The following is a 13,585-nucleotide window of genomic DNA, read 5'->3' on the forward strand; positions in this document are numbered from 1 at the left end:
TTAAGTTCTCTCCGTCTTGCTTAGCCACATATTGTCCATACCTTCGCCTTTAATTTGCATTGGGTATACGTGTTCAGTTTCGTCTACATTGATGTCGACAAACACCAGACGATCTTTCATGTCCAGTGCTTGCTTCAAACCAGCCTCAAGCTGATCCGGTGACTCAATACGAATACCGACATGCCCATACGCTTCAGCGATAGCAGCAAAATCCGGAACGGAACTCATGTATGAGTTAGAGTGACGGCCTTGGTAAATAATGTCTTGCCACTGTTTTACCATGCCTAAGAAACGGTTATTTAAGTTGATGATTTTAACAGGGATATCATATTGCATCGCCGTTGATAGCTCCTGAATATTCATCTGGATACTACCATCACCTGTCACTACCACCACTTCTTCGTCTGGCTTAGCAAACTTAACGCCCATGCCAGCAGGAAGACCAAAGCCCATCGTGCCTAGACCACCAGAGTTAATCCAGCGACGCGGCTTGTTGAATGGATAATATAAAGCGGCAAACATCTGGTGCTGACCAACATCGGAGGCAACGTAAGCATCGCCCCCCGTCAATTTATGCAGTGTCTCAATAACTTGCTGTGGCTTAATACGTTCTGGAGAAGTTTCGTAAGATAAGCACTTACGATCACGCCATACTTGGATCTCATCCCACCAGCGATTCAGCGCTTCTTGGTCATTGGTGCTGCCCTGCTCTTCAAGTAAGCTCACCATAGCCTGAAGCACTTTTTCTGCAGAACCTACAATCGGAACATCCGCTTTAACATTCTTCGAGATCGACGACGGATCGATATCGATATGCATCACTTTCGCGTTTGGACAGTACTTCTCTAGGTTGTTTGTGGTTCGATCATCAAAACGAACCCCAACACCAAAGATAAGGTCAGCATTATGCATCGCCATATTGGCTTCATACACGCCGTGCATGCCCAACATACCTAGCGCATTTTTGTGTGTGCCAGGGAAAGCACCAAGGCCCATTAAGGTACTAACAACCGGTAGGTTTAGCGCTTCAGCCAACTCTGTTAAATGCTGTTCAGCTTCAGAAATAACAGCACCACCACCGACATAAAGAACCGGTTTCTTGGCTTCTAAAAGTGTTTTCAAACCTTTTTTGATTTGCCCTTTATGGCCAGTGGTCGTCGGCTTGTAAGAGCGCATCGAGATCGATTCAGGGTACTCATACGGCAGTTTGATTTGCGGGTTCATAACATCTTTTGGCAAATCGATAAGCACAGGACCAGGTCGGCCTGTTGTTGCGATATAGAAGGCTTTCTTAACCGTTTCGGCAATATCTTCCGCTTTCTTCACTAGGAAGCTGTGTTTCACTACTGGGCGCGATACACCCACAATGTCACACTCTTGGAAGGCATCGTTACCAATCATATTGTTTGGTACGTTACCTGATATAACGATCATTGGAATTGAGTCCATATACGCTGTCGCAATACCGGTAATGGTATTGGTCGCGCCAGGGCCAGAACAGACGAGTACGACACCCGGATTACCGGTCGCACGCGCATAGCCATCAGCCATATGCGTTGCTGCTTGTTCGTGACGAACAAGGACGTGTTTTATTTGGTCTGTTTTTGCATGAAGTGCATCATAGATATCGAGAACAGAGCCACCTGGGTAACCAAAGATCTGTTCAACGCCTTCTTCGATCAGAGATTGAACGACCATCTCTGCACCGGACAACATTGCTGCCATACTTTTCTCCTTAACCAGTTCTCCAAAGTGTAAGGTCAACACTCCGGGCTGGTTTTACATAGTCTAGGTCTTATTCGTAGCCTAAATCGAAATACTTCCACTTTTTCGGCTATGTCTTGTCTGCAGTTAAAATCAAACAAGTTCACGCAACAAATGTAACGTTTTATTAGCAACGGGTCTAATGCGACTCCTCTCCCAATTTAAACGATATGCTATTTTTCAACACTAAATCACAAAAACAGTCTAGCCAATCCGAATAGATTGGAACTTTACACTAATAAAACCTCTAAATACGTTGAATAATATCCAATAAAATCCACACTTCGTGATACTAGGCAATCATTTTATTAAACCTAAAGTTGCAAAAAAAATCCCCCAAAGCAGGCTGAGTGCCTTGGGGGATTATTGAACAAGTAAGAAATTAACTTAGCGAAAAACTACTTTTTGTCTGGCTTATCACTATACATTTCTTCGATTTCGTCCTGATATTTGTCGTTAATGACTTTACGACGAAGTTTCTGTGTTGGGGTTAACTCACCATCATCCATTGAGAATGCTTTCGGCAGTAGCTTGAACTTTTTCACCTGTTCAAACTTCGCTAGCTCTTTCTGCAGGTCATTAACGCGCTTCTCTAGCATCTCAACAATTTGATGATGTTTAATCAGCTCGACACGATCGTGATACTTGATATTGAGCTCTTTCGCATACTCTTCAAGTGAATCGTAGCAAGGCACGATCAAAGCGGACACGAACTTACGCGTATCAGCAATCACCGCAATTTGTTCGATAAAGTGGTCTTTACCAATAGCACCTTCGATCATCTGTGGAGCAATGTATTTACCACCTGAGGTTTTCATCAGCTCTTTGATACGATCGGTAATGAATAAATTGCCGTTCTCATCAATATGTCCAGCGTCACCCGTTTTTAAGAAGCCGTGCTCATCAAACGTTTTCGCTGTCTCTTCTGGCATTTTGTAGTAGCCACGCATGACCATCGGACCGCGGACTAAAATCTCATTGTTCTCGCCAATCTTAACTTGCGCACCTGGCATCGACATACCAATCGAATCAGGGTTAAAACATTTGTCATCCCAACAAGAAACGGTAGCGGTCGTCTCTGTCATACCATAGCCAAGCTTCACATTGATACCAATCGCATGGAAGAAGCGGCCAATTGTCTCGTCCAGCTTAGCACCACCACATGGCATGAAGTTGATTTGACCACCTAGCAGCGCGCGCAGCTTAGATAGCACCAATTTATCAGCAAGGGCATGTGACTTTTTCAGCATTGCCGATGGCTTGCGCCCCTCTTGGTGACAAACTGCCATTTTAGCGCCCATGTTCACTGCCCAAGTAAATAGAACTTTGCGAATAAATGGCGCTTTTGCGACCTTTTCATGGATTGCTGAGAATATTTTTTCGTAGAAGCGCGGAACCGCACACATCACTGTAGGGCGAACTTCACTTAATGCATCACGCACTTGCATGGTGTCTTGCAGATAGCAGTTAGTCGCGCCTTTATAGAGCACATAAAACGTCCAAGCGCGTTCAAACACGTGTGATAGCGGCAAGAAACACAGTGATACATCAGATTCAGATAGGCTTAAGCGCTGATCATGACCTTCAAGTTGAGCAGCGATATTGGCGTAATCAAGCATTACCCCTTTCGGTTGACCCGTAGTGCCTGAGGTATAGATAAGTGTCAGTAGATCATCGAAGTTAGCTTGAGCCAAACGCTCGTCTAGCTCGGCTTGCTGCTCAGCTTGAGTATTGGCAATAAATTGCTGCCAACCAATCGCATGTTCAAAACCGCCAAGCTCAATGTCATCCGACATCGCGACAATCAGCTCTAACTGTTCACATTGGTCAAAGATAGAGACAGCAGCATCAAATTGTGGCTGCTCGCCAACAAACAAAATACGTACATCTGCGTCTTGTAAGATGTAGGCGGACTGCGCCGCTGTGTTCGTCGGGTAAATAGGCACTGTAACAGCGCGCAGTTGAAGCGCGGCAAAATCAGCCACTGTCCATTGTGGCATGTTGTTGGAGAAGATTCCGATCTTATCCTGAACTCTGATTCCATGAGCCAATAGAGCAAGTGATAGCGAGTCAACTTGCTGACCAAACTGCTTCCAGCTAATGCCGTTCCACATATTGCCGACTTTGTGCTTAAGTGCAATGCGGTCGCTGCCATTGGCAATTTGGTCTCTAATTCGTTTTACGATATGAAAATCTAAGTTGGCCATTCTTCGTCTACCTTTAGCTTACACATGTAAGCTTTAATCAGCGCACAAGTGTACATTTCGGACTAGAAAAGGCAACTGATGAGCGTCAAAGTTATCAATATAAATAATAAAAAACCTCGGACAGTATTCACCATCCGAGGTTTTATAATTTCGATGATTGAGTCGATTAATCTAATGCAACGACTTCACCACAAATCATCATAAGCTGATCACGTAACCAGATATGACCTTTGTCTTTTTCGCTCGACTCGTGCCAGCTAAGGAAACCGCTGATCTTACCGTTTTCAAATGGGAAATCGATCACTTGTAGCTGCTCTTTGTTCGCTGCGTTTTCTACCATCCAACGTGGAGCAATCGTTACTAGTTCAGATTGACCTACAACGTACAATACGTTGCTCAAGCTTGTACCTTCATAGTATGCCTGCACATCTAGATCGCGATACGCTTGCTCTGAGAAGCTACGCTGACCATGTACTTTCGATAGTTTAGCGTGACGTTCACGAAGCAGTGAGTCTGCCGTAACCGCACCTTGAACACGAGGGTGGCCTTTCGACGCCACAACAACTAGCTCATCTTGGAAGATCTCAGTACTAGAGAAACCTTGCTCATCAAAACGCGCGTAATCAATAACAAAGTCGATCTCTTGGTAACGCATACGCTCTGCAAGCTGGCGATCAAACTCCGCATCAAGATGAAGCTGCACATTTGGTGCTAAGTCATGAATCGTTGACATAATTTTCGGTGCGAAACGCATATCGCATGGGCTGCAAATCGCGAGTTTAAACAGGCGCGTTGAGGTTTCAGGTGAAAATACTGAGCTTGGCAATTCGTTACGGATTAGCTGTAGAGCCTGACGTACAGGACCAAATAATTGGCGAGCACGTTGAGTTGGCTGAATACCACGACCTTGGCGCATAAACAGCTCATCATTAAACATCACTTTTAAACGAGCAACGGCATTACTTACCGCCGGTTGAGACATACCTAGATTGTGCGCTGCACGAGTAATGTTTTGCTCTTGCATAACAGCGTCAAATACAGTTAATAGGTTTAGATCTACTCCACGTAAAGTACTTTCCATGCGGTAACTAGCAATAGCACTCATAGACTCTTTCTTGTCAATCATTAGGCAAGCCTCTTAATTCTTCAGCGTAAATGGTTCTTAATTCAATTTGAGTTGGAATAGAAAACCCAAGTCTCGTCTCATCCGTTATATTTATTTGTTAGATGTTTACTGACGAATTTCTACTATCGGCGAATCATTCAGCGTTTAGCAATAAGATTGACAATTAATCATCATTTTTTACTTATCAACTGAAAAAGTTCTTCAATTACAGACAATTACCCCATTTATAAAAAAAGGTAAATAGTTAGAGGTACCCTTGATATATAAATATTTGATATTAATTCCAAGTGTTACAGCAGAGTATCAGGTATCCACATGAGTTATTAATGACAACTCGGATACAAAAACAGCATCAATAGATGACGCTATTAGGCATGAGTGTTTATTCTAAACTCGCGTCACATAGCTGGGAAAATCAACTTTTTCCCACAAGGATTGTCTAAGCGCGGTCGTATCTCCCCACTCCCCTTGCTTAATCCAACATGCTAATGCAGTGGCTACATCTGGATAAGTGACACTTTCTGCACTCGACTCGTCGAGCCAATGGCGTACTACCGAAGCATCCAAAATATCCATCCGCGTAGCGAGGCCTAACTCTTCCAAAGTTGCCACATTACTCACTTGTTCAAACTGCCCTTTTAGCGGCTTAAGCAGCAGCTTCTTACCTAAGCTAAGGGCTTCAGATGGAAGTTCAAATCCGCCGTTAGTAATCACTCCTTTACAGCGACTTAAACTGGACTGAAATGCATCAAAGCTCAATGGAAAGAATTCAATATTTTCGATCTGCTTGTGTTCGATAATTTCAGGATGAAAACAGACGAAGGATTGACTGGTAAAGCGCAGCAGTAGCTCAGTGATATCGTTGATGCTTTCAAATGGTAAATAGACCAATACAAATGCTTCTTCTCGGCAAGCTGAATTGGCTGTATAGATAATAGGAGGCAAGATCGGCTGTTCAAAATGATGCCAATGCAGACCGATATAGTGATCCGCAGGCGCAAAGTACTCTATCATTTGTCTATCTAACCAATTCGCTCCCTGTAAAGGGACCGCATAACGAAACGCATTTTGATGACTGACACTGATGGACGGAACGCCACGCTTTTTGGCGGCCCATGCTGATACCGGCTCAAAGTCATTCAGCACCAAATCATAGTGAGACAAGTTCAAACTATTCACATCGTTCCATAGCTGCCACAAGTTATTAGACATCAATGTTTTCGCGTAGTTAATACAGCCTCGCTCAGTGATAAAAGAGAGGCCACGACGCGTTTGATAATCGCCAAATTCTTCCATAGAGAAGTACTTGGCTTTTTCTCGACCAGTAAATAAGTAATCGACCTCAATCCCCTGCTCGGCCAGACAGCTCGACATGGCCCGAGCACGAGCTATATGACCATTTCCGGTGCCTTGTATGCCGTATAGAATTTTCATTTATCCCGCTCCCAGCAGCAACATTGCTAACTTGGCACAACCAACTCCCAATGCTGCCCCAAGAATCACATCGGTAAGGAAATGAACGCCAAGTAAAATACGCGCGCTGGCAATCAAGCTAGCCCAAGCGAACGCGAATATTGTCAGGTCGACATACCAATATGACATGAGCGTCGCCATCAAAAAAGCCGCAGCCGTATGTCCTGACGGTAAGCTGTAGCGGTCACTTGGGGTAATAAATGAGGTCACGAGTTCAGAACAGTCATGCGGGCGACGACGCTTAAAAAGATTTTTTATTCCCCAATAAATAGGCAACTCAATAGCAAAGGCCACGAGACCGACCAAAAGGAACTGCTGACCTTTATCTCCACCAAAGCCACTAGCGGCTAATCCAAATAGCGCATAAAGATGGCCATCTCCCGTATGTGAAACAGCCCGACTGACTCTAGATAGAGGATACGAGAATTTGTGCTGCAGACAGAAAAGCGAAAACGCCAGATCTAATTTGGCAATTGGCTCGATAGAACGCATTACCGACTCCTTTTATTCGGTGTTACGCTCAAGCTAAATAGAGTTAATGACAAGTGGGTGACGCTTTCACTGAGTTTCAATGACAGTGTAGCTCTAAAGTGAACATCAATTGTAAACGACCAAATAACAGCGAAATGAGTGAAAGCAATCGTTCACATTCATAAATTTAATGAAAACAGCCGTTAAGATTGTCTATTTTGTCGGATTCTTGATTGAACTGATCTGACTTGCACAAAAAAGTGACTTTAGGGTTGACGTTACCTCTCGAGTGCGGTACTAATTTGTTAACTTAAATATGTGGATTATTTAACGCCCTTGAAGGAACCGTTAACAATGATGAACCGTTTTTCTATCCTGCTGAGCCTCCTCCTTATCGTGAAAACATCGCGCGGGTAGGCTGTGGAAGAAAAATAACCACAAAGATTTTCAAAAAGCCCGCACTCAGATGCGGGCTTTTTTATACCTAGCTTTTTATCGCTAAGTAATGGAAGTAAACGATTAACAGGTGCAAAAGCATCGAATCACTAAGGAAGCACTCATGAACGATCAAGTCATTATCTTCGACACCACTCTACGTGATGGCGAACAAGCGTTGTCAGCAAGCTTGACGGTTAAAGAAAAACTGCAAATTGCCTACGCACTTGAAAGGCTGGGTGTGGATGTGATTGAAGCGGGTTTCCCAGTTTCATCACCAGGTGATTTCGAGTCTGTACAGACCATCGCGCGCAATATTAAAAACAGCCGTATCTGTGGTCTTTCGCGTGCCGTCGCAAAAGATATTGATGCCGCTGCTGAAGCGTTAAAAGTTGCTGACCAGTTCCGTATTCATACCTTTATTTCTACTTCTACTGTCCACGTTCAAGACAAATTGCGCCGTAGCTATGATGACGTAGTTGAAATGGGCGTAAAAGCCGTCAAACACGCTCGAAAATACACGGATGACGTAGAGTTTTCTTGTGAAGATGCGGGTCGTACTCCAATTGATAACCTATGTCGCATGGTCGAAGCCGCGATTGATGCCGGCGCGAACACTATCAACATCCCAGATACCGTTGGCTACACAGTACCAAATGAATTTGGCGGTATTATTCAAACGTTATTTAACCGCGTACCTAATATTGATAAAGCAATTATCTCTGTGCACTGTCACGATGACCTAGGTATGTCTGTGGCGAACTCAATTGCCGCTGTGCAAGCAGGTGCTCGTCAGATTGAAGGTACTATCAATGGTATCGGTGAGCGTGCAGGTAACTGTTCGCTAGAAGAAATTGCAATGATCATCAAGACTCGCCAAGAGCTGCTAGGAGTTCACACTGGCCTAAAACATGATGAGATTCACCGTACCAGTAAGCTAGTTAGCCAGCTGTGTAATATGCCGATTCAAGACAACAAGGCTATCGTAGGCGCTAATGCATTCAGCCACTCTTCAGGCATTCACCAAGATGGCATGCTTAAAAATAAGAATACCTACGAGATCATGACGCCAGAATCCATTGGCCTTAAGAACCAAGCGCTGAACCTAACCAGCCGCAGTGGCCGCGCCGCAGTGAAGAGCCATATGGACACCATGGGCTACAAAGAAGACGAGTACAACCTAGATGCTCTATACGAAGACTTCTTAAAACTAGCGGACCGTAAAGGCCAAGTATTCGATTACGATCTAGAAGCTCTAATGCATTTCTCTAATTTGCGTGAAGAAGATGACTTCTACAAATTGAACTACCTAAGCGTGCAATCGGGTAGCGTAATGGCAACAACCAGTATCAAGCTACAATGCGGCGATGAAGAGCAATCTGAAGCTGCGGTAGGTAATGGTCCTGTTGATGCGTTATACCAGTGTATCTATCGTGTAACGGGTTATGATATTGTTCTAGACAAGTTCGATTTAACTGCAAAAGGCGAAGGTGAAGACGGGTTAGGTCAAGCGGATATTATTGCTAACTACAAAGGTCGCAAATATCACGGTACTGGTGTTTCAACCGATATCGTAGAGGCTTCTGGCCAAGCGCTACTACACGTTATCAACAGCATCCATCGTGCTGACAAGATCGCTGAGATCAAACAGAAAAAAATCGAAACAGTATAAGTAAGACTCCAGGGATGCGAGTCGTCCCTGGAAGACATAAAAATTAAAGGAATAACATGACAGACAAATCATACAACATTGCCGTTTTACCAGGAGACGGCATTGGCCCAGAAGTGATGGCTCAAGCGCACAAAGTTCTAGACGCGATTGAGAAGAAACACAGTATCAAATTTGCTCGCGAAGAGCATGATGTTGGTGGTATTGCCATCGATAACCACGGTTGTCCACTACCTGAAAGCACAGTAAAAGCCTGTGAAGATTCAGATGCAGTGCTGTTTGGCTCAGTTGGCGGCCCTAAATGGGAACACCTACCACCAAACGATCAACCAGAGCGTGGCGCACTACTTCCACTACGTAAGCATTTCCAATTGTTCTGTAACTTACGCCCTGCGCAAATCCATAAAGGCCTTGAAGCCTTCTCACCGCTGCGTGCAGATATTTCTGGTAACGGTTTTGATATCGTTGTCGTTCGTGAACTAACTGGCGGTATCTACTTTGGTCAACCTAAAGGTCGCGAAGGTGAAGGTCCAAACGAGAAAGCTTTCGACACTGAGGTTTACCACCGTTTCGAGATTGAACGTATCGCTAAGATTGCCTTTGAATCTGCTCGCTTACGTGACAAGAAAGTGTGTTCTATCGATAAAGCTAACGTACTTCAGAGCTCTATCCTGTGGCGCGAAGTGGTTGAAGAAATCGCAAAAGATTACCCAGATGTTGAGCTTTCACACATGTACATCGATAACGCGACAATGCAGCTAATCAAAGATCCTGCTCAATTCGACGTAATGCTGTGCTCAAATATCTTTGGTGACATCATCTCAGATGAGTGCGCGATGATCACAGGTTCAATGGGTATGCTTCCTTCAGCATCACTTAACGAGAGTAATTTTGGCCTATACGAACCTGCAGGTGGCAGTGCTCCTGACATCGCAGGTAAGAATATCGCAAACCCTGTGGCACAAATTCTATCAGCAGCATTAATGCTACGTTACAGCCTAGGTGAAGAAGCTGCAGCGCAAGATATTGAAGCCGCCGTGTCTAAAGCTCTATCAGCAGGCGAGTTAACAGGTGACCTTTCTGGTGATAAGCCTGCACTATCGACCTCTGAGATGGGCGATAAGATCGCAGAGTACATTTTAAATTCTTAATTTAAGCACACAGATAATAATTATTCGCTCCTGATAAGCCGTTATCAGGAGCTATACACAGGATAGTGATAATGGGCAAAACATTATACGAGAAAGTCTACGACGCACACGTCGCCGTAGCTGCAGAGGGTGAAAACCCTATTCTTTATATCGATCGCCACTTGGTTCATGAAGTAACTTCACCTCAGGCGTTTGATGGCCTACGTGAAAAAGGTCGTAAGGTTCGTCAGGTCAGCAAGACATTTGCAACCATGGATCACAACGTTTCTACTCAAACAAAAGATATCAATGCCTCAGGTGAGATGGCACGTATCCAAATGGAAACGCTATCTAAAAACTGTGAAGAGTTTGGCGTCACCCTTTACGACATTAACCACAAATACCAAGGTATTGTGCACGTAATGGGCCCAGAGCTAGGTATTACCCTACCGGGTATGACTATTGTTTGTGGTGACTCACACACGGCAACGCACGGCGCATTTGGCTCGCTAGCGTTTGGTATTGGTACTTCAGAAGTTGAGCACGTACTAGCGACTCAAACGCTAAAACAAGCGCGCGCGAAAACGATGAAGATCGAAGTGAAAGGTAAGGTAGCCGCTGGTATCACAGCAAAAGACATCGTACTAGCCATCATTGGTAAAACCACTGCTGCAGGTGGTACTGGTTACGTAGTCGAGTTCTGTGGTGAAGCAATTACTGATCTTACGATGGAAGGTCGTATGACGGTATGTAACATGGCAATCGAGCTAGGCGCGAAAGCAGGCCTTATCGCACCAGATGAAACTACATTCGAATACATTAAAGGCCGCAAGTTCTCACCACAAGGTGAAGACCTAGACGCTGCTATCGAGTATTGGCAATCGCTAAAAACTGACGATGATGCAAAGTTTGACGCAGTAGTAACGCTAAATGCAGCAGACATAAAACCTCAGGTTACTTGGGGGACTAACCCAGGCCAGGTAATCGCCGTTGATCAACCGATCCCTGCTCCAGAAAGTTTTGCTGACCCAGTAGAAAAAGCTTCTGCTGAAAAAGCATTGGCTTACATGGGTCTAGAAGCTGGCAAAGCACTATCAGACTACAAAGTAGATAAAGTCTTTGTTGGCTCTTGTACCAACTCACGCATCGAAGACATGCGAGCTGCAGCTGAAGTTGCTAAAGGTCGTAAGGTTGCCGCGAATGTACAAGCACTTATTGTTCCGGGTTCAGAGCAAGTAAAAGCACAAGCGGAAGCGGAAGGCTTAGACGTAATCTTTAAAGATGCCGGCTTTGAGTGGCGTCTACCAGGTTGTTCTATGTGTCTAGCGATGAATAACGACCGCTTAGGTCCAGGAGAGCGCTGTGCATCGACTTCAAACCGTAACTTTGAAGGTCGCCAAGGCCGTGACGGTCGTACACACCTAGTTAGCCCGGCAATGGCAGCGGCAGCAGCGATCGCTGGTCACTTTGTTGATATTCGTGAATTAGACTAAGGAGAGAACAGATGTCAGGTTTTAAACAACACACAGGCTTGGTCGTTCCTCTAGATGCCGCGAACGTCGATACCGATGCAATTATCCCAAAGCAGTTCCTACAAAAAGTATCTCGCCTAGGTTTTGGTAAGCACTTATTCCATGATTGGCGCTTCCTAGATGATGCTGGTGAGCAAGCAAACCCAGAGTTTGTGATGAATGCTCCTCGTTATCAAGGTGCTTCAATCCTACTTGCTCGTGAAAACTTCGGTTGTGGATCTTCTCGTGAGCACGCACCATGGGCACTGGCAGATTACGGCATCAAAGCAATGATCGCTCCAAGCTTCGCCGATATTTTCTACGGTAACTCAATCAACAACCAAATGGTGCCTGTTCGTCTAACTGAGCAGGATGTTGATGAGATCTTCCAATTTGTTGAAGCAAATGAAGGTGCTGAGGTTGAAGTCGACCTAAAAGCGAACTTGGTTCGTGCAAATGGTAAAGAGTACTCATTTGAGATTGATGAGTTCCGCCGTCACTGTCTCCTAAACGGTTTAGACAATATCGGTCTGACTCTTCAACATGAAGATAAAATTGCTGAATTCGAAGCAAGTATTCCAAATTTCTTGAAATAGTCTTCAGTCAGAGGTGAACTAAAAAGGTTGGCGATCGCCAGCCTTTTTTATTATGTAGCGAAACAAACTAACCAAAAGTTGGGTCTAGTAGTTAACGCTCATAGATTTAGGGATCTAACCCAATGATACGTATTGTGACTCTGCTATTAACCCTGCTTTCATTACACGCCTTTGCGGCACCAAAGTCAGAACTTTGGCCTTATTGGCAGCAATCAAACCAAAGCAATACCACCACTATTTCCCACCAAGAATGGCAGTCTTTTCTTGATAGCTATTTAGTAACAGAGGGTGACAACACGCTGGTAAAATATGGTTCTGTATCAGTTCAAGACAAGCAGAAACTCAATCATTACATCGATTCACTCTCTGCCGTTGATCCTAGAGAATACTCGCTGAATGAACAGTACGCGTATTGGGTTAACCTCTATAACGCGATTACCGTCGACTTGATCCTCGATGACTATCCGGTGAAATCTATTACTAAGCTTGGTGGCCTGTTCAGTTTTGGCCCTTGGGGAGAGAAAGCAGTAACTGTCACAGGTAAAGAGCTCACACTCAATGATATTGAACACCGGATCCTTCGCCCTATTTGGAAAGACCCACGTACTCACTACGCGGTTAACTGTGCAAGTTTAGGCTGCCCAAACTTGCAGCTTCAAGCATTTACTTCGGATAACACTGAACAGCTTCTAGAGAAAGCAGCTAAGGAATTTATTAATAGTGATAAAGGCGTTTTGCTCTCTGCAGATAAAATTCAACTTTCATCTATTTATGACTGGTTCGCTGATGACTTTGGTAACAAACAGGAATTGGTTCAACACTTAGCCAAGTATCGCTCTGAATTGAGTATTCTTAGTGGCAAGTTTAGCTATGAGTATGACTGGGATTTGAACGATAAATAGTAGTGAAAAAGAAAAATTTTAACAGGGTTGGCACTTAGTGCCAGCCTTTTTTATTATTGCAATTCTCGACATTAAGGAACAAAAGCGTTAAATGGACCTTATAACGAGTCGGAAACCCGAGGATATTCCCTACTCACTCCTTTGTCGTTCTATGGAATGGCAGTTACTTTCGGCGTTTCACGCTTACTAAAACGACGAAACCCAGTCCGAAGACTGGGTTTCTAAATAAGTGGCGGAGCGGACGGGACTCGAACCCGCGACCCCCGGCGTGACAGGCCGGTATTCTAACCAACTGAACTAC

General features: G+C 44.5%; 10 protein-coding genes. 5 read left to right on the top strand and 5 right to left on the bottom strand.

What is annotated here, in order from left to right; translation table 11 throughout:
• The 5 genes from ACHUFZ_RS17270 to ACHUFZ_RS17290 all read right to left on the bottom strand — a co-directional run bounded on the left by ACHUFZ_RS17270 (position 1) and on the right by ACHUFZ_RS17290 (position 7,062).
• Positions 1-1,725, bottom strand: a complete 1,725-nt coding sequence (locus ACHUFZ_RS17270) for an acetolactate synthase 3 large subunit (RefSeq protein WP_134835380.1) — start codon at positions 1,723-1,725, stop codon at positions 1-3.
• Positions 1,726-2,162: 437 nt separating this feature from the next.
• Positions 2,163-3,971 (bottom strand): AMP-dependent synthetase/ligase, encoded by a 1,809-nt coding sequence (locus tag ACHUFZ_RS17275; protein WP_134835379.1) that lies wholly within the window; start codon positions 3,969-3,971, stop codon positions 2,163-2,165.
• Positions 3,972-4,137: 166 nt separating this feature from the next.
• Complete coding sequence (gene leuO / locus ACHUFZ_RS17280; RefSeq protein WP_394128104.1) at positions 4,138-5,097, bottom strand: transcriptional regulator LeuO; 960 nt, start codon at positions 5,095-5,097, stop codon at positions 4,138-4,140.
• Between the two features lie 387 nt (positions 5,098-5,484).
• Positions 5,485-6,531: an MJ1255/VC2487 family glycosyltransferase gene (locus ACHUFZ_RS17285; RefSeq protein WP_394128105.1), complete on the bottom strand. Its 1,047-nt coding sequence runs from the start codon at positions 6,529-6,531 to the stop codon at positions 5,485-5,487.
• Entirely contained in the window at positions 6,532-7,062 is a 531-nt protein-coding gene (locus ACHUFZ_RS17290) for a phosphatase PAP2 family protein (protein ID WP_394128106.1), read from the bottom strand.
• Positions 7,063-7,600: 538 nt separating this feature from the next.
• Here ACHUFZ_RS17290 and leuA point away from each other — a divergent pair.
• The 5 genes from leuA to ACHUFZ_RS17315 all read left to right on the top strand — a co-directional run bounded on the left by leuA (position 7,601) and on the right by ACHUFZ_RS17315 (position 13,284).
• Entirely contained in the window at positions 7,601-9,148 is a 1,548-nt protein-coding gene (gene leuA, locus ACHUFZ_RS17295) for a 2-isopropylmalate synthase (RefSeq protein WP_053440236.1), read from the top strand.
• A gap of 56 nt (positions 9,149-9,204) precedes the next feature.
• The gene (leuB, locus tag ACHUFZ_RS17300) at positions 9,205-10,296 is read left to right on the top strand and encodes a 3-isopropylmalate dehydrogenase (protein WP_394128107.1); all 1,092 of its coding nucleotides are present in this window, start codon (positions 9,205-9,207) and stop codon (positions 10,294-10,296) included.
• A 71-nt stretch (positions 10,297-10,367) separates the two neighbouring features.
• Positions 10,368-11,768, top strand: a complete 1,401-nt coding sequence (gene leuC, locus ACHUFZ_RS17305) for a 3-isopropylmalate dehydratase large subunit (protein ID WP_394128108.1) — start codon at positions 10,368-10,370, stop codon at positions 11,766-11,768.
• 11 nt (positions 11,769-11,779) lie between these two features.
• Complete coding sequence (leuD, locus tag ACHUFZ_RS17310; RefSeq protein WP_394128109.1) at positions 11,780-12,382, top strand: 3-isopropylmalate dehydratase small subunit; 603 nt, start codon at positions 11,780-11,782, stop codon at positions 12,380-12,382.
• A 122-nt stretch (positions 12,383-12,504) separates the two neighbouring features.
• Entirely contained in the window at positions 12,505-13,284 is a 780-nt protein-coding gene (locus ACHUFZ_RS17315) for a DUF547 domain-containing protein (protein WP_394128110.1), read from the top strand.
• Positions 13,285-13,585 lie beyond the last annotated feature (301 nt).

The sequence above is a fragment of the Vibrio hepatarius genome (assembly GCF_043642085.1).
Taxonomy (GTDB): domain Bacteria; phylum Pseudomonadota; class Gammaproteobacteria; order Enterobacterales; family Vibrionaceae; genus Vibrio; species Vibrio hepatarius_C.